This is a genomic window from Catalinimonas locisalis (assembly GCF_038039535.1).
In the GTDB taxonomy this organism is placed as follows: domain Bacteria; phylum Bacteroidota; class Bacteroidia; order Cytophagales; family Cyclobacteriaceae; genus Catalinimonas.
This window is the reverse complement of the sequence record NZ_JBBPHP010000003.1, coordinates 202767-221257: the sequence shown is the minus strand read 5'-3', so window position 1 is coordinate 221257 and position 18491 is coordinate 202767. Positions and strand designations below refer to the sequence as shown.

Genomic DNA, 18491 nt, shown 5'->3' with positions numbered 1-18491 from the left:
CGGCAGTCGCCACTGCGGGACTCGGAGGCACTGGATGCCCCGCACAAACCGGAAATGTACCGTAGTATAAATTTTGACCCAAGCTTAGCATATTTACCTTCTCAAGTGAATTCTGATTTAAGAAAAGCAGAAATATATGGAAGGAAGTTCATTTACATGGATTGCAGATTTTTTAGGGAGGTTACATCCGCTCATTGTCCACTTTCCTATAGGCTTACTGGTGGTAGCGCTTTTTCTAGAGCTGCTTACCCTGAAGGGGAAAAGGCCAGGGCTTAGGGAAGGGATTGAGTGGCTGATATATATAGGAGCTTTTAGTGCCGTACTGGCCGCCATCTTAGGCTATGTCTTGTATCAGGCAGATGACTATCAGGGCGATCTGGTACAGAACCACCTGTGGTTGGGCATCATGACGGCAGTGCTGGGTATGCTGACCGCCTGGCTGATGAGAGGAGGGCAGTCTCTGCTTTATTACCGCTCCAGCCTCTTTCTGACGGTCATCAGCCTGACGCTGGCGGGACATCTGGGTGCCAGCCTTACCCACGGTGAAGACTTTCTGACCAGCACCCTACCCTGGAATGATGATGGCTATGAAGAAGGTAAGGCCGGTGAACTGCTGGCTGAGTTTGCTTCCGTTTCAGATAAATCAGAATTGTCAAAGAATCAACTGGATCGCCTGAATCTGGAAGTGAGGGCTATTTTTGCCCACAACTGCTACCAATGCCATAGTGAGCTCAAGCAAAAGGGTGAACTGGTACTGGAAAATGAAGAAGGTGTGATGAAAGGCGGAGAATCGGGTAAAATATTTATCAAAGGAGATGCTGAGAACAGTGAAATCATCCGTCGCTTAAAGTTGCCCAGAGACCACGAAGAGTCTATGCCGGGAAAAGGAAAAGCACTGAGTAAGGAAGAGATTAAGCTGATCAGTATGTGGATAGATGAGGGAGCACACTGGGCAGATGAGTCGCTGAAAATTTTTCCTGAAGCCGAACTGGCACTTTCCAAGCCAGAGCTACCCGAAGGTACGGGTAACATAAGTCATCCGGTGGATAAGCTCGTGACTGCTTACTTTGAAGAGCAGGGGGTAGACATGCCGGAAGTAGTAGATGACAAGACCTTTATGCGCAGGGCCTATCTTGATGTTATAGGCTTATTGCCCGAGCCGGAAGCCATCCAGGCTTTTGAGCAAAAATCATCTCCTGATAAACGTGCGCAACTGGTTGACGAACTCTTAAGCGACAATAAAAACTATACGCAGCACTGGCTGAGCTTCTGGAACGATCTGCTGAGAAATGACTATTCAGGCACAGGTTTTATTACCGGAGGGCGCAAGCAAATCACCGATTGGCTGTATCATTCTCTCAAGGACAACAAACCCTATGATGTAATGGTCAAGCAGCTAACCAATCCTACAGAGGAGTCTGAAGGTTTTATCAAAGGCATAGAATGGCGAGGGGTAGTAAATGCCAGCCAGCGTACTGAAATGCAGGCTGCCCAGAACATTTCGCAATCGCTAATGGGCATCAACCTCAAATGTGCTTCCTGCCACAATAGCTTTGTGAGTAACCTGACGCTGGAGCAGTCTTATGGTTTTGCCAATGTTTTTTCGGATAGCACGCTGGAAATTTACCGCTGCGATAAACCAACTGGCCGGATGTCCGAAGTGCAGTTTCTCTATCCTGAACTGGGTTCGGTAGAAGCGAAAACCATTAAAGAGAAACTGAAAAAGCTGTCGGAAGTTATGGTGAAGCCAGAAAATGGCCGTCTGTACCGAACCATTACCAACCGTATCTGGGACAGGCTGATAGGCAGAGGTATTGTGGAACCTTTGGATGAGATGGACAATACACCCTGGAACCCTGATTTGCTGGACTGGCTGGCTTCTGATTTTATTGAGCATAACTATGACCTGAAGCATTTGATAAAAAGAATCATGACCTCCAAGGCCTACCAGTTACCTTCTGTCAATTATGCTGAAGTAGCGGATTTAAAATCTGATGACTATGTGTTTGAAGGTCCTATCAGAAGAAGGTTGAGTGCGGAGCAGTTTGCCGATGCGGTAAGTCAGGTAGTTGCGCCGGTTTACTACGCTACTGCCTATGTACCTGAGGCTGAACCTCTGGAGAGCCAATGGATATGGAACAGAGAGGTAGAGGTGGAAAGAGACATTCTTCCCAAGCCGGGCAAGAGATACTTCCGCTATGATTTTAACCTGCCTGCTGCAAAATCTGTGGAAAAAGCTGAAGTGCTGATCACCGCTGATCATTCTTTTAAACTTTTCATCAACGGAAAGCAGGCTGTGGAAGGTAATGACTTGCGAAAAGTGCAAAAACTGAAAGCGGAAGAATTGTTGCAAAATGGTGCTAATGTCATCGCTGTGGAAGGTGAGAATGAAGGAAGAGTACCTAATCCTGCCGGTCTTTTGTTTAATATGCGGCTCACTTATAACGATGGTAGCCAGGATTTCATCGCTTCAAACAAAGACTGGAAAGTGAGCAGTCAGGAGCCTGAAGGAGAGTGGACCACTCTAGGCTTTGATGACATCGCCTGGGAGCCTGTCAAAGTGTACAAAGCGGAGCAGTGGGGCAATCTCATCAATTTCGCCTATGACAGAGAAGGACAGCAAAACTTTGCCCGAGCCTCTATGGTGAAGCTTGATCCCTTTTTGAAAGCACTGGGACGCCCCACAAGAGAAAATGTAACTACCTCTCGTGATGATCAGGCGACCTTATTGCAGGCTCTGGAGTTAACCAATGGAGCGTTCTTTAACAATGTGATGGAAGAAGGAGCGGAGTCATGGTTAGACAAATACGGTAATGACAGCGATACCATGGTCAATCAGCTATACCTGCAATCATTTGGGCGCAGACCTAATGGAGAAGAAAAAAGTCTGATGACAGAAGTGCTGGGCCAGAAGCCGGGTATAAAAGAAGTGCAGGACCTACTCTGGGCAACGGTGCTACTGCCGGAATTTCAGTTTATCTATTAAAAAATTACTTATGCATAATCATAACACCGATCATATACGCAGAGATTTTCTCAAGAAGATGGGAGCGGCTACGCTATCGGCCATGTCGGTAGGCTTGCCCACCAGCAGCTTTCTGAGTTCCTGTAGTTCATCCGAAAAAATGCCCTCCTCCATAGATACGGTGATCTTACTGTGGATGGCCGGAGGTATGGCGCATACCGAAACCTTTGACCCCAAGGCTTACGCCCCTTATGAGAAAGGGCTGGACAGTAAAAAAGTACTAAGCACCTTTCCTAAAATTCCCACTGCGGTAGATGGCCTGTATTTTTCGGAAGGTCTGGAGAATATCGGCAGTGTCATGGACAAAGGCGCGATTATCCGCTCATATCGTGCGGCGGATTTAGGGCACATTCTGCATACCCGCCATCAGTACCACTGGCACACCTGCTATGAACCACCTCAGTCGGTACAGCCTCCCCACATTGGAGCCTGGATGGCGAAGGAGTTAGGGCCGGTCAATCCGGTGATACCTCCCTTCATCAGTATGGGTCAGCGCTTTACCGTGGGGGAAGGAGAGGAGCTGAAAGCTTTTCATTCCGCAGGTTTTCTAGGCACTGAGTTTGGCCCCTTTCTGATTCCCGATCCTTCAACTGGTCTGGATAGTGTTCGTCCACCGCAGGGCATGACCACCAAGCGTTTTGAAAGCCGAAATAAACTGTACGAAGAACTGGTGAAACGCAGTCCGCTGGAAGAACATGGCAGTGGCTACCAGAAAGAATCACTCAAGCGCTCCATGGAGCAGGCCTACCGTTTGTTAAACTCACCGGAAGCCAAAGCTTTTGACCTCAGCCAGGAACCCAAAGAAGTGTATGATACCTACAATACCGGTAGGTTCGGTCAGGGCTGTCTGCTGGCCCGAAGGTTAGCGCAGGAAGGAGCACGCTTTATCAGTGTATCTACCGAATATGAACCTTTTCTGGGCTGGGATACCCACGAAAACGGCCATACCCGTGCCAAAAAGATGAAGGAACTGATTGACCGTCCCATTGCACAGCTTATCCGTGATCTGGACGAAAGTGGTCATCTGGACAGAACTTTGGTGGTGCTGGCCAGTGAATTTAGCCGGGATGCGATCCTGGAAGGACGCCCTGGAGAAAAGGTAAAAGATCAGGTAGATCAGCCCGACCAGATCAACGACATGAAATACTACGGCATGCACCGTCATTTTACTGATGGCTGCTCCATACTGATGTGGGGAGGCAATATCAAGAAAGGCCTGGTATACGGAAAAACCGCCGATGAGCGGCCCTGCTCCTCTACGGAAAATACGGTGGTGATCAACCAGATTCATCAGACCATCTACCACATGCTGGGTATACCGCCGGAAACGCATTACACCATAGAAGGCAGGCCATTCTATACAACCCCTGATGGCAGCGGAGAAGCAGTATTGGATCTGTTGGCTTAGGATTTACAGCTATAGAGGCAGTCTTCTAGCTAGGTATGGGAAAATCAGAATAATGCCTATTTTTAGTAGGACTAGTTAGATCCTTCTTTGGCAGAAGGACAAATGAAAGGTAACTAGCCGACAATTATTTACGCCAACGATGAATGACCTAGCCGTTCCTTACCATAAAACAACAGAAGCGACCTAATTGAATTGGATCGCTTCTGTATATTAATAATAGTAGTAAAACTTAAGGGGTAACAACTACATGATTTTTAGAAACCACCGGGACCTCCCCCGAATGAGGGTGTAATGGTGAATTCTCCAATCACAGCCATGTTTCCATCTTTAAAAGTAACAACTGCACTTCCTAACATTTGTCCAGTTATGGTAATCTCCAGGTTCAATGACTCCCCTGCACCACCTGAAGTAGAGGAAATTGCCACATTATCACCGTCGCTCACTACAGAAGCAGTCCAGTTTACTTTTGATTGAAATGTAAGGGTAATGGTTTCACTACCACCTGATTCAATGGAACCATCTACAAAATCTCCGGTAAATCCTAGAGCTGAGGTGTTGAATTCAGTGACCGTGCCATAGGATGTACCAACGCCGTTTTTAGCATAAGCTGCAGCATAGTAAGTTAGTGCTGTTAAACTACCAATCCCCATCTCGAAACTAGCATGACTTGAGGTCAGGTTTTCCTGCTTGGTTACACTAGATATATTAAACCCCAGGGATGTTGGGTCAAATGGGCTAGTAGAATATACCATTCCACTTTCAGTAATGCCTTCACCGGTTACGGTATTGGATTGTACTGAGATAGAAGAATAGGTAGAAGTAAGCAATGTACCCGTAGTAACAGTTGGAGCTACCTCAGCCTCGGTAGTAAGCTCCGTAGAAGCTGAACTATAAATAGTGTTACCATCTTGTACCGCGTAAGCCCATACATAGTAAGTGGTTTCGGGATCTAGTCCTGTCACGCTCACTTCATAGCCTGAAGCGCTGCCGTTAGAAGATATTTTCTGACTGTTGGCCGAATTATCGGTAGTAGCGTAGGCAATACCAAACTCAGTAGGGGCGGGAGTTCCTCCATCCACTATATTTCCGGCAATGGTAAATGAGCCAGTCGTAATATCAGTTACACTTGTTCCTACAGTAACGGTAGGTTCTTCAACTTCAATGGACGTGGTTACGCTGGTAGGTGAAGCACTATAAATAGTCTCTCCTTCTTGTACCGCATAAGCCCATACAAAGTATTCCGTATTGGCATCTAGTCCTGTCACGCTCACTTCATAGCCTGAAGCGCTGCCGTTAGAAGATATTTTCTGGCTATTGGCCGAATTATCGGTAGTAGCATAGGCAATACCAAATTCCGTAGGGGCAGGAGTTCCTCCCTCTACTATATTTCCGGCAATAGTAAATGAGCCAGACGTAATATCAGTTACACTTGTTCCTACCGTAACGGTAGGTTCTTCAACTTCAATGGACGTGGTTACGCTGGTAGGTGAAGCACTATAAATAGTCTCTCCTTCTTGTACCGCATAAGCCCAGACAAAGTATTCTGTATTCGCATCAAGGCCAGGAACTTCTACTTCAAAACCGGAAGCACTGCCATCAGAGGCTATTTTTTGAACTACCTTCGTTGAGTCATTTGATAAGGCATAGGCTACACCAAATTCGCTTGGCTCAGGGCTGCCATTTTCTACTTTATTACCTGCAATCGTGAATGAAGTGGATGTCTTAGACTTGATTTCAGTACCTGCAGTCACAGTAGGTTTCACGATTTCCCTGGCATTCGTTTCCACAATCAAAAAATTATCACTGTAAAAGGTTGAGTCGTCCTGTACAGCGTACGCACGTACCACGTATTTAGTCGCTTCCTTAAGATTTGACACCTCAAGCTCAAAACCTTCCAGGCTCCCTGTAGAAGGTACTTTTACTGCCGACTCTCCAGCCGAGTAATATAAACCAAATGAAGACGGTGTTTTGCTTCCCGCAACTACTCCATTTCCTGTAATAATAAATGAACTCGAAGTTTTACTTTTTAGCGTACCTAACACCGGTAGCGGATAATTTTCATCAGAGGTTATTGCCTCCTCTACTTCATCTTCATCTATACTTTCGTCATTCGCTAATTCAGGGCATTGACTTTGATAATCCAGTCTGATGTTTGCAATCTTATGACCGTGATACAAATAGTCTATTCCTTCCTCAGTATTAGGTCCTTCCTCAGTATTGGGAATGATATAGGTAAAAAAAGGAATAACGACTTCAGAACGATCTCCCTTATTCACTCTGAACGTAACATCACCGCTATCAACAGTATCTTTGTCGTTATATAGATCAACAATATAGTAGTCAAATGTGACAATCATATCATGCCGAAAGATTGAGTCTTTGCTTTCATATCTATATGAAATTGGTGAACCATAAAATCTACTCAAAACTGACTTATTATAACCTCCTGAAAACAATTTCACGACGCCCATAGGTACTTCATCGATCATCTCGATATCAGATGTAGCTTGTATTGTCACCGAACCGCAATCTGAATTGAGTTCTTCTGCTGAAGGGGCATCTTCCTCACAGGAAATTATGCCTATAGCTAAAACAAATAGACTAAGTAAATAGAATAATTTTGTAAAACTTTTCATTAATCAATTTTATATAGTTAGAGATATTAAACACATTTAAGCTTACTGTTTGAGTGTTTTTTTAAGTGATAAGTCATTGAAATACAGATTGATAAAGATTTTACAACTCGCCGATGTGGTGTCAAACCTGATCAATAGAGAATGAAAGTTATCGCCCAGGCTTCTCCCCATGGAATGCCCCGCATGGAATGCCCGGTATGGAGTACTCCGCATAGAGGAACAGGCCATCGGTCATCACTTGGGCTTCTTTAAGCACCAGGAGCATTCCGTTGAACTGTATATCAATGGACGATGGGATTTATATTTGGTAACACAAATCTCCATAGCCCTTTATCTCATTTCAAAAAAGTTTCAACCACTCATGGACAATCCCAAAAGCAAAAATTTGGCAAAAGACTAATGCTTCAATAGTAGTAAGTGTAAGTAAAAAATTATCCGGGAAGCATGTATTATGATATAAGTAATTATATATATAATATAATCAACTAGTGATTAAAAAAGTACAAAAACATAATTGTAAAAATAATATTTGAGAAATTTAGCGCATGTATCTTTTGGTATTTTAATGCAGTATAGACTCCTCGGGGAACCCCAACTTTGCGGGTAGTTCAGTTATGCCCTGAACCCCAATACCCCTAATCCGTGTTTGAACCTTCTTTGCTCTTCTCCACTTTCAGCAGAGGCTGCGTGTACTCATTGTACAGATTAAATAAAAACTCCATGCGACCCTCCTCGGTAGTGAAAGCTGGCAGACGAAAACATAAATCCACTGCCTCATCCTTTGCTGATGTGCTTAGACCAGGTCCCCTTGTGCGCGATTGTAGTACCCGGCATGTAATGCGTGCCTCTCACTCAGCAACTTCGGCCAGGGGAAGTTGTCGTAGACAAGAGTATTAGAATACCTATAATCACTTTTCAGCCTTCCACAAGTGTATTTAACTCATGTCATATGCATCAAAGAGATTAAACATCCAAATAAATAAAAATCTGCATTTGGAACAGCTATGGCACTATCGCTTACAATCACTCAACCTGGCGCATGTTTGCAACGCGTGCCCTATCAGAATCGGACTGCCAAAGCAGTTAATTCTGTATCCTCCCGCCTAACCCGCTGGCACGCGCTTACATCGGTGGCATATACTAACACCATATCAAAAAAGTACAATTATCCACAACTACCCAGAGCTTACGGCTACCTTAGGGACAGGCCATGGGCCTAAAATCGGAAAAGTGCAAAGTCAGAGGTGTTACTGAAGAGAGGCTGTCTTGGCAGGAGAAACGAAAAAGAACTGCTGCTACTGCTGCGTGTTTGCGAGGTGCAATTGTCTATACGAAATAAAAAAAGGACGACCTCTATGGCCGTCCTGCTTTGCTTAATCTTCCATACCTATGCTTTCAAATTCTTTGAAGAAGGAGACATCGGCCTCATTTACCGCCTCCTGATATTCGGCCCAGGGACCGGCAAAGAAAGCATTGACCTTAGCGAGTGGTTCTTCCAGGCTATCTTTCACATGATTTAGCACGATGCTCTGTGTCTCATTAGGGGAGTGCCAGAATGCCTCAAAATAGCTGCTGGCGGCTCCCAGTTTTCCACTTACAATATGTGGGTCCCGGAGGATGCCCTGCACATCTTCTTTCTGGGCAATAAGCTCTTTGTACAGCTTAATAGTGTCCTGCAGGCTTTTCGCCATGGCTTTCAATTCCTGGATAGCTTCTCCTTCCCGCTCTTTAAGCTGTGTATTGATGAGCTCAATCGTAGCCTTGGCTTCATTCAACTGATCTACGGCCTTAGTAGCTTTTTGCATGTACTCCATCAATTGCTCACCCATCTCCTGGCGGGCCAGCATATCCGCCTGACTGAGTTCTATGCGGGGGTCAAGTAACACCTTGACCGGTGTAGATTCCTGCCAGTCGCCATAGGTGATCTGCACAGTATACTCTCCCGGTAGTACCGGTAGGCCGGAAGGCTCGGGAGCATCTTCTTTTTCAGGCTTAGGCGTATCCGGATCACGTACACCCTTTTGGGTAAGGTCCCAATACAGGCGGTTCATTCCTTGCTGCGCTTCCGCTTTAAAAGTACGGATCACTTCGTCCTGACCGTTCAACACTTCCACCAGTACACTGTCTTTTTCAGCGGCAGTACTGTCGGCTTCTTTTTTCAGGATTTCCTCAACAGAATAGGTGATCATCGCGCCATAGGGACGATTCTCTCCATCATAAATAGCATCACCCTGAAAGCGTGTTCCGGCAGCCTGCTTGTAGTTGGCAAGGTAAGCGGCAGGGGCATTGTACACATACAAAGGTTCATCCAGAATGCTGCTGCCTTGCTGCGCCATTTCCCGTAAGGGACGGATGTCATCCAGAATATAGGCGGCCCGGCCAAAAGTACCGATGATGAGGTCATGCTCGCGAGGATGGATTTTCAAATCCATAGTAGATACATGCGGATAGTTTTTACCCCACTTGGTCCAGTTCTGGCCTTTGTCAAGGCTCACATACAAGCCGGTTTCTGTACCCAGAAAGAGAAGGTTCGGTTCTACCGGATCCTGTACGATAGAAAGCGCGAAAGCATCAGCGTCGGTTTCATCTACCAGCCTTGTCCATGAGCGGCCAAAGTTCTCGGTATGGTAGACATAAGGCGTCCAGTTTTTGCGTCTATGGTCATCAAACACCACAAAAGCTTCGCCCGCATTGTACTGAGAAGCATAAATCTGATGCACCCAGGTATTGGCAGGCAGGTCTTTCATCCGCCCCACTACATTCTCCCAGTTTTCTCCACCATCCTGCGTAAGCTGCACATTACCATCATCCGTACCTACCCAGATGATGTCGGGCTGTGCCAGACTGGGAGCGATAGCGGTAATGGTGGTATGATTTTCTGCCTGGGTAGCATCCAGGGTTAAGCCGCCACTTTCCAGTTGCTTCTGTTTGGTGGTATCATTGGTCGTCAGGTCGGGAGAAATGACTTCCCAGGTCTCCCCCCGGTCGGTGCTTTTGTGTACAAACTGGCTACCATAGTAAATGGTATGCGTTTCAAAAGGATCATGGGCAATGGCGGCATCCCAGTTGAAACGCAGGAATACATCTTCATCCGGATGAGCGGGTTTAATGTACTTTGAGCTTCCACTCTCCAAATCTCTGCGCTGTAGATTTCCTCCCTGCCACATGGCGTAGAGGTAGCGTGAATCGCTGGAGTCGGGCATTACGTCAAATCCATCACCGAAGGCGACTTCTTCCCAGTAGGCGTTACGAATACCTCCGGCACGCCAGATGTAAGCTGGACCTCTCCAGGAGCCATTGTCCTGCATGCCGCCCATTACATTGTAAGGCATTTCCATGTCGTAGTTGATATGGTAGAACTGTGCCAGCGGAAGGTTCTCCACGAAGCGCCAGCTCTTACCCTGATTACGCGTAATCGCCAGGCCACCGTCATTTCCGTCAATCATAAAGTCGGAGTTTTCAGGATGAATGTACCAGGCATGATGGTCTACGTGGATTTTGTCAAAGCCCAGCAGCACTTCAAAGTTTTTGCCGCCGTCTTCACTGACACGTACGCTGGAAGCCACACTGTAGAGGCGGTTTTCATTATTAGGGTCAACCGCCAGGTCAGCATAATAAAAAGGACGGCTGCCGATATTTTCGGTAGCAGTCTGCTTCCACTTAAAGCCGCCATCATCGGAGCGATAGATCGCGTTCTTTTTAGATTCCACATAAGCGTACACCACCTGAGGATTACTGGCGGCTATGGCCAATCCTATTTTACCAATTTCACCTTTAGGCAAGCCATCTTCGTCAGTACGTTTCTCCCAGTTTTCACCTCCATCGTAAGTGATGTACATGCCTGAGCCTTCACCCCCGGATTTGAAAAACCAGGGCCAGCGGCGAAATTCCCACATACCCACAATCAGCTTTTCAGGATTGCTGGGGTCCATCACCATATCACCCACTCCGGTACGCTGGTTGACGTAAAGAATCTTTTCCCAGCTTGCGCCACCATCAGTACTTTTGTAGACACCACGTTCTTCGGTATCGGCCCAGGCAAGCCCTTGCACACCGGCATATACAATGTCGGGATTGTCAGGATGTACAAATACACGGTGAATATTGCGGGTGTTTTCCAGGCCAAGGAGTTTCCAGCTTTTGCCGCCATCCATAGATTTGTACATACCTTTCCCGGAAGACTGGCTGTTGCGGGGATTACCTTCTCCGGTACCTACATAAATGATGTTGGGGTTTTTCTGATAAATGGCGATGGCTCCGATAGAGAGCACTGCCTCTTCATCAAAAATAGGTTCCCAGTCAATACCACCCCCTTCGGATTTCCAGAGCCCTCCGGAAGCGGAACCTACGTAGATGATGTCGGGATTGCTCTCTACCACATCAATGGCGGTGACGCGGCCACTCATACCGGCCGGACCAATGCTGCGGGGAACCATTCCTTCTTCAATTTTAGACATATCCAGCTGTTGTGCCGGAGCAATATGCCACAGGCCCAGCCCTAAAGCCAGTCCCAGTAAAAGCTTTCTCATAAGATTAGGAATTAAATAAGTGTGGTGTAATTATATTACAGAATTTCCAAATAAATAAATATAAGTGTATGCTGCCAGCATTTCGCAGGAGATAGTTTGTTAATTGGGCATTTTTACGGATGTTTTAAATGAAGTAGTATAGCCTAATAGTCTGCTCATGAAAGTCTGAGATTTGACTGGCAGTTTAGCTTTGACCAAAAAAAAAGGACGGCTAGAGTGCCGTCCTTATGCAGATATTTATATCTATCTGAAAGTGTTTAGTGATTACGCAAGGCGTCTATCAATTCGTCTTTATTCATTTTGCTATAGTTCTCTATGCCTACCTCTTTGGCTTTCTGATAAAGCTCATCTTTGCTTCTCTCTTCGTACTTATCACCTTTGCCTCCTTTTACGCCAACTTCGTGGCGGTCAGAATTGGCGATGCGGGCCGCTTTCTCCTTGCTGTACCCTTTCTCTCTCAGGTCTTCATACACTTTATCGTCTTTGATTTGTGGTCCGTGATTCTTAGTCATGGCTTATAAGTTTAAAAAGTTAAAAAATCATAAAAAAATATACTGTAATAAACGTGCAAAAGGGTATGAGGTTTAACAGTATCTTTGATTTCCAGTATATTACAATAGATAGAGAATTTCATTATCGCGGTAGCTTTCCAATTCCAGCAAGGCATCGTAAGGGTCTCCCTGAAGCTTAAGCAATTGTGCAAAAGCAGGTTCTGTCTTTAGTCCTTGGGCCTTTAAACAGATGACTTGCTGACAAAAGGAGTCCCCCGCCAAATCCAGTATTCTTTTTTCAATGCACATATGCCGGAAGGCATACTGCTGCTTCACTGGCTGAGCCTGGACAAAAACTTCTATCTTAAAATCTCCACTACTAAAGTTGGTCACCAAACTTAGGACACGCCTTATTTCCGTATGCCTGATAGAAAAATCTGATAAGTGAGCATAGTGTCGCAGTAGGATACTTTCTAAATATCTAAAATCAGCAGCCTCACAGATAATATCCAGGTCACTTCCTGACACATTGAGATTTAATGGAATGGTACCGCAGAGAACAGGGGAATAAGCTTTGAGCTTCTCCTTCAGTTCAAGATGCTGTAAACACTGGGCGGCTTGCTGCTGAACAGGTGTTCCTGACTGTAAAGCCTGTAAAGAATAGAATGGGAATGACAAGAGAAAAGCATTTGAATGTAGAGGCCTGCACAAAGAAGCCTCTACAAATTCAGTGAATGCAAAGAAATGTGATAGGTCGGAACGGAAGTTAAGCCATTGCTAAAAAGCAGATAAGGTCGGGATGATCAATAGTCGTCATCGTCGTCATCTGCCTCGTCTTCACCCTCCTCTTCGTCATCCATTTCGTAGGCATCATCATAAGACTTTTTCTTTTTGTATGATGCGTCGTCTTCATCATCTTCTCCGGCTTCTGCGATGTCTTCATCTTTGACATCATCCGCGAAGTCATCTCTCAAAGTGCCTTCATCGTAATCTTCATCATCTTCAATGATCTGGTGGGCTTCGGTCACCGTCATACGAATGAGGTAATAAATTTCTTGTGTCTCAAAAGGAAGCGCTGATACCCGTTTACCTTCTTTGTTGGTAAAACTAATGAGGTGATCAGCAAAACCATTGGGATAGGTCATCTTGACCTGGTTGGTTACTTCTTCGGGAAGGTTTTCATAATCTTTTACAATCCTTTTTTTATCCATAACTGATACTGAAATTAGATAATGCTTTTTAATGAATGACTAAACATAGTTTCCGATAGTGACAAAGTAGCACTATTCACATTATTTTTCAAAAAGCTAGAATTTTTTTTAGTCAAGTTTATGCCTATAAGGCCTTAAAGAATATTCTGTAATGCCAATGCAACGTATTGAAGCCCTATTGCATCTCTTTATAAATGGTAATTAGCCGCCAGTGTTTTACCAAACTATTTAATAATATGAAAACCTTCTTTAGAATAAGCCCTCTTTTTATCATGTTTTTTGCTTTTCCATTTATATCCTATGGGCAACTTAATACCAATAATAAGTCTACTCAACTTGAAATGAAAAAGCTGAAGATTCAGGCGGAGTATACCATAGACTCGCTGAAGCTAGTATATGAAAATAAGCTGAATTGGGTTCGGGAAAATGCGGAGGACTCTATTCATCAAATCCAGACGGAGGGTGAAAAAGAATTTACCAATTTGCAGCATGAAGCAGAAGTGGAACTGGGTGAGATACAGCGTAAGGCAGAAAAAAGTGTTTTTAGAGCAAGTTTAAAGAAAAAGTATCAGGAATTAGAAGCAGAGTATGTGCTAAAACTATCAACATTGGAAACGGCATATGCAACTCAACTGAATGCTACAGCAGCATATTTCAGCAGTAAACTAAACAATATTGAACAAGAAGGGCAGTTAGAATTAAATAAAATAGAAACCAAATATCAGAAAGAATTAGCTTTATTAGAACTTCAAAACCAGTAGTGCTCTTTGTTGATTGTTTAAGAGATTTTTGTTGCGATGAGATACTTCTTTCTGACAGGACTTTGCCTTTTGTTGAGCTATACCGCAATGTCACAGGGCATCAAAGGTACAGTGTATGCTCCGGACGGTGAGCCTTTGCCCTATGCTACCATTTATATCAAAGCGCTGGAAACAGGTTCCAGTACCAATGAACAGGGGAAGTATGAGATTGCTCTACCGGCAGGTAATTATGAGCTGGTTTTTCAGCATCTGGGTTATGCTTCAGTTTTAAAAAATATTCAGGTCAGAGACACTTATGTTCCCCTAGATATCACCTTGCCTGATCAGGCCATACAACTGAAAGAAGTAGAGGTGAATGCCCGGGCAGAAGACCCCGCCTATACCATCATCAGAAAGGCGATTGCCAAGAGTAAATTTCACCGCTTACAGGTGCAGAAATATCAGGCTAAAGTCTACATCAAAGGGGCCGGGCGGGTAAAAGATGTTCCCTTCTTTCTGGAGAATGCCATGAAAAAAGAAGGAGTAGATTCATCCACTGTTTTTCTGACAGAATCAGTCAGTGAAGTTACTTTTGAGCAGCCCAATACGATCAAAGAAAAGGTCATTTCCATCAGGGCCATAGGCGAAGAAAATAATACCAGCCCCAACGGCTTCATCAATGGTAGTTTGTACGAGCCGGAGCTTGCCGGAGTGATCTCTCCACTTTCTCCCCGGGCGTTTGCTTACTACAAATTCAGGTTTGCCGGTAGCTTTATGGACCGCAGCTATGAGGTGAATAAAATACAGGTGATTCCCCGTTCAAAGGGAGATGATGTATTTACCGGCTATATCTATATCGTAGATGACCTGTGGAGCATTCACAGTGTCAACATGTACACCTACAAACAGGGCTTTAAGATCAGTTTGCAGCAAATGTACGCACCCATACAGGAAACCGTGTGGATGCCGGTGAGTCATAATATTGAAGTGACCGGCAAGATCTTCGGCATTGACCTGGAATATAAATACCTGGCTACGGTAAGCGACTATGACATTACCCTCAACCCTGATCTTAAGGTGGACTTGGTTGTAGTGGATGAGAAAATTGAAAAAGATCTGGCTGCGGCTTTAGAAAAGGAAGAAAAGCTGGATAAGGAGATCAATCCGGAAGACTCGGCCAGCGTATTTAAAGAGCAGAAGCGCTTTACCCGCAAAGAACTCCGCAAGACGCTCAAAGCTTATGAAAAAGAACTGGAGAAGCAGGAAGAAGCTCCTGACGTGGTAGAGAACCGGAGCATGATCGTAGATTCCACTGCTTACCAGCAGGACTCTTCTTACTGGGCTACTATCCGTCCGGTGCCGCTCACCAATATGGAAAGCAACAGCTATCAGAAACTGGATAGCATGGCGGTAGTGGAGAAAGAAGAGAAGGAAGCGGAAGAAAGCGGTACTTCCCGCCCTCGCAGACATCTGGGCATAGGCAAAGTACTTTTCGGTACTACCTTTGACCTGGGTGAGCATACTTCATTAGAATACAAATCTCCTCTAAGTGAACTGAATTTTAATGCAGTAGAAGGCTACCAGTTTACCGTACCTTTGGTATTGCGCACCCGCATGTTTGAAAAGTCGTTGCAAGTTGCCCCTACGGCACGCTATGCCTTTGCCAGAGATAAGCTGATCGGTAAGCTGGCGGTCAACTATTCGTTGGGAGAAAACCACCTTCAGCTTGAAGGAGGACGTTATGTGAGTCAGTTTAACAGTCGTGATCCTATCCATCCTTTTCTCAATACCTTCACCACACTTTTGTATGAGCAGAATTATATGAAGATCTATGAAAAGGATTATGTACAGCTGGGTTACAGGCGGAAAATCAGTGATAAGCTAAGCTGGGAGGCGGACCTGGAATGGGCGAAGCGGAGACAGCTTTACAATAGTACTTCGCACAGCTGGCGTGATCTGGAAACCAGAGCCTATACACCTAATGCTCCCCAAAACATTGAACTGGAAGACACTTCTTTTCCTACACATGAGGCCTTTGTTCTTTCTTTGCAGGGGCGGTATAAGCCATTTCTGAAGTATAGAATCAGAAACGGGAAAAAGAGTATCATCAATCCCTCATCACCGGAATTTCGTTTGAACTATCGCAAAGGCTTATCGGGTGTACTAAACAGCGAGGTAGATTATGATGTGCTGGAAGTAGGCGTACAGCATCAGTTTGAGATAGGCGTCAGAGGACGACTGGACTATAATATATATGCCGGTAGTTTTCTGAACAATGAGTCACTCTATTTTATGGATTTTCAGCATTTTATGGGCAACCGAACGATCATACAGATGAGTGATCCGGTAGGTAGCTTTCGTCTGATGGATTATTATCTATACAGCACCCATCAGAATTATCTGGCCGGTCATTTTTACTATCAGTTTCGCAAGTTTTTATTTACCCAAATCTTTGAAGTTCGTTTGTTAGGCATCAAAGAAAACCTACTTTTCAATTATCTGAAGACCGGTCAGTCACCTCACTACATGGAAATAGGCTATAGCCTGGACAATGTGCTGCGTTTTTTAAGAATAGAGGCAGTGGCAAATTTTGAGGATGGGCAGTATCGTAATTTTGGAGTGAGAATAGGCATTGCCACTACGCTGGAAGATCTTTTTAATTGACATAAAAAAAAGGTTTGCCAATGATGACAAACCCTAACTACACTACCTAATCTATGAGAAAAAAAGTTTAAAAAATTTCAAGTGATATTCAGCTTAAAAAGTTACTATATAGTTTACAAGCACCTTGCCAAGTCGCTAATTCTACCAAAAAGCTCATGTCAGGCATACTTTTGGGGGAATGTTTTCCCCAGTGGTGAGGAATTGTCTGCGCTCAACTGTGGAATTTTTTTTCACATTAAGTGCAGGCACTTAAGAGAGGGTAAGTTAGCTGCAATGAGAGGAAATCTGTTTTTTTATCATTATTTTTAAACCTCACGAAGAGCTGAAAGAAATCGGATTGAACAGCGCATCGCTCATAACCTTTCATGATCAATGAACAGCAATACTGACTATAAGATACCCGATCAGACCCGTATTGGCCATGTGCACCTGAAAGTGGCCGACCTACAGCGTTCCCTGGACTTTTACTGCGGCCTGTTAGGTTTTGAACTGATGCAAACCTATGGTAAGGACGCTGCTTTTATCTCTGCCGGAAAGTACCACCATCACATTGGCCTGAATGTGTGGTACAGCAAAGATGCTCCTCCTGCTACCAAGAAAGCTCCCGGCCTTTTTCATACCGCCATTGCCTATCCTAGCCGGAAAGATTTAGCCATTATTTTTCAAAGGTTGCGCGACGCCAGTTATCCCTTTACGGGCGCCGCTGATCATGGGGTTTCAGAAGCCCTTTATTTAGATGATCCTGATGAGAATGGCGTAGAACTCTACTGGGACAAACCCCGGGAAGAGTGGCCCAAGAAAGCAGACGGCTCCCTGGACATGTACACTGCCCGCCTGGATGTAGAAGGCTTGCTTCGGGAGCTTAGGTAATAGCTAACCAAAGCTTCATTTACTCCTCCTTCTGGTACACCCGCACGTAATCCACTTCCATACTTTGAGGCCAGATGCTTTCGTCTACGCCCTGTGCTCCGCCCCAGTCGCCGCCTACTGCTACATTTAGGATGAGGTAAAAAGGTTTGTCAAAAGGCCAGGCGGCTTCGTTGCCTTCATTTTCAAAGCTATGGTATAGCTCTCCATCAAGAAACCACTCAATTTTTTCAGGAGTCCATTCAATGGCGTATTCGTGAAAAGACTCATTGAAGTCCGGCACCTGTATCTGTTTGCCTACCTGCGTTCCTTTCCTGTGGTTATAGGCTTCGGTATGCACTGTACCGTGTACTACGCCCGGATCAAATCCCACATGCTCCATAATGTCTATCTCTCCATCACGGGGCCAGTTGAGCTTTTCTACATCCGGCAGCATCCAGATGGCGGGCCAGGTACCTTTGCCTTCCGGTAAGCGGGCACTTACTTCTATTCGCCCATATTGCCAATCCGCACGATCACGAGTCACCAACTTAGCAGAAGTGTAGTTATTATCCTGAAAATTTTCTTTTTGTGCAGTGATGATCAGATGACCATTTTGTACCTGCGCATTGTCGGGATCGGCCTCGGTATAGTACTGCAATTCGTTATTGCCCCAGCCATGTCCTCCGGTATCATAAGCCCACTTCTGTGTGTCGGGCATGCCCTCTTCTTCAAATTCGTCAGACCATACGAGCTGCATATTCTCCTGTGCCTCGGCACATTGTGCAAATAGCAGATAGCCAATGATAAGCAGTAGATTGAAATGTTTATGCATAATTTAGGGTTGTATTAGTCTGAAAAACTACAAAAAATGTATTAAGTCCACTGCCAAGCCTTTAGATTTTATTTATAAATTAGCCATTTTGTGAGTATAAAAGAAG

General features: G+C 44.9%; 15 protein-coding genes. 7 read left to right on the top strand and 8 right to left on the bottom strand.

All coding sequences use genetic code 11. The features are described 5' to 3' along the window. Nucleotides 1–136 precede the first annotated feature (136 nt). Together WJR50_RS06895 and WJR50_RS06890 are read left to right on the top strand one after the other, a co-directional pair. Nucleotides 137–2986: a DUF1549 domain-containing protein gene (locus tag WJR50_RS06895; protein WP_341292508.1), complete on the top strand. Its 2850-nt coding sequence runs from the start codon at nt 137–139 to the stop codon at nt 2984–2986. Between the two features lie 10 nt (nt 2987–2996). Further along, nucleotides 2997–4433 carry a DUF1501 domain-containing protein gene (locus WJR50_RS06890; protein WP_341292507.1) on the top strand — a complete coding sequence of 479 codons (1437 nt, stop codon included), beginning with the start codon at nt 2997–2999 and terminating at the stop codon, nt 4431–4433. A gap of 254 nt (nt 4434–4687) precedes the next feature. Here WJR50_RS06890 and WJR50_RS06885 read toward each other — a convergent pair whose 3' ends face one another. Continuing rightward, nucleotides 4688–7069, bottom strand: coding sequence for a phage tail protein (locus tag WJR50_RS06885; RefSeq protein WP_341292506.1), 2382 nt, complete (start codon nt 7067–7069; stop codon nt 4688–4690). 169 nt (nt 7070–7238) lie between these two features. On the opposite strand from WJR50_RS06885, the gene WJR50_RS06880 reads away from it, so the two are divergent. Beyond that, the gene (locus tag WJR50_RS06880; RefSeq protein ID WP_341292505.1) at nt 7239–7469 is read left to right on the top strand and encodes a hypothetical protein; all 231 of its coding nucleotides are present in this window, start codon (nt 7239–7241) and stop codon (nt 7467–7469) included. A gap of 235 nt (nt 7470–7704) precedes the next feature. Here WJR50_RS06880 and WJR50_RS34200 read toward each other — a convergent pair whose 3' ends face one another. Next, nucleotides 7705–7839, bottom strand: coding sequence for a hypothetical protein (locus tag WJR50_RS34200; protein ID WP_445223453.1), 135 nt, complete (start codon nt 7837–7839; stop codon nt 7705–7707). Between the two features lie 23 nt (nt 7840–7862). Beyond that, on the bottom strand, nt 7863–7988 hold the full coding sequence (locus WJR50_RS34195; protein WP_445223454.1) for a type IIL restriction-modification enzyme MmeI: 126 nt from the start codon (nt 7986–7988) through the stop codon (nt 7863–7865). Nucleotides 7989–8073: 85 nt separating this feature from the next. On the opposite strand from WJR50_RS34195, the gene WJR50_RS06870 reads away from it, so the two are divergent. Further along, entirely contained in the window at nt 8074–8289 is a 216-nt protein-coding gene (locus WJR50_RS06870; RefSeq protein ID WP_341292503.1) for a hypothetical protein, read from the top strand. A gap of 153 nt (nt 8290–8442) precedes the next feature. Here WJR50_RS06870 and WJR50_RS06865 read toward each other — a convergent pair whose 3' ends face one another. The 4 genes from WJR50_RS06865 to WJR50_RS06850 all read right to left on the bottom strand — a co-directional run bounded on the left by WJR50_RS06865 (nt 8443) and on the right by WJR50_RS06850 (nt 13300). Then, complete coding sequence (locus WJR50_RS06865; protein ID WP_341292502.1) at nt 8443–11598, bottom strand: WD40/YVTN/BNR-like repeat-containing protein; 3156 nt, start codon at nt 11596–11598, stop codon at nt 8443–8445. A 257-nt stretch (nt 11599–11855) separates the two neighbouring features. Beyond that, nucleotides 11856–12110, bottom strand: coding sequence for a DUF7218 family protein (locus tag WJR50_RS06860; RefSeq protein ID WP_341292501.1), 255 nt, complete (start codon nt 12108–12110; stop codon nt 11856–11858). 99 nt (nt 12111–12209) lie between these two features. Beyond that, complete coding sequence (locus WJR50_RS06855) at nt 12210–12767, bottom strand: DUF4269 domain-containing protein (protein ID WP_341292500.1); 558 nt, start codon at nt 12765–12767, stop codon at nt 12210–12212. A gap of 125 nt (nt 12768–12892) precedes the next feature. After that, a complete protein-coding gene (locus WJR50_RS06850; protein WP_341292499.1) occupies nt 12893–13300 on the bottom strand; it encodes a hypothetical protein in 408 nt (135 codons plus the stop codon). Between the two features lie 236 nt (nt 13301–13536). Here WJR50_RS06850 and WJR50_RS06845 point away from each other — a divergent pair, with 236 nt between their 5' ends. The 3 genes from WJR50_RS06845 to WJR50_RS06835 all read left to right on the top strand — a co-directional run bounded on the left by WJR50_RS06845 (nt 13537) and on the right by WJR50_RS06835 (nt 17574). Continuing rightward, nucleotides 13537–14061, top strand: a complete 525-nt coding sequence (locus WJR50_RS06845; protein WP_341292498.1) for a hypothetical protein — start codon at nt 13537–13539, stop codon at nt 14059–14061. 36 nt (nt 14062–14097) lie between these two features. Beyond that, complete coding sequence (locus WJR50_RS06840) at nt 14098–16704, top strand: DUF5686 and carboxypeptidase regulatory-like domain-containing protein (protein WP_341292497.1); 2607 nt, start codon at nt 14098–14100, stop codon at nt 16702–16704. Between the two features lie 372 nt (nt 16705–17076). Then, nucleotides 17077–17574: a VOC family protein gene (locus WJR50_RS06835; protein WP_341292496.1), complete on the top strand. Its 498-nt coding sequence runs from the start codon at nt 17077–17079 to the stop codon at nt 17572–17574. A 19-nt stretch (nt 17575–17593) separates the two neighbouring features. Here WJR50_RS06835 and WJR50_RS06830 read toward each other — a convergent pair whose 3' ends face one another. Continuing rightward, the gene (locus tag WJR50_RS06830; RefSeq protein ID WP_341292495.1) at nt 17594–18385 is read right to left on the bottom strand and encodes a glycoside hydrolase family 16 protein; all 792 of its coding nucleotides are present in this window, start codon (nt 18383–18385) and stop codon (nt 17594–17596) included. Between the last annotated feature and the right edge of the window lie 106 nt (nt 18386–18491).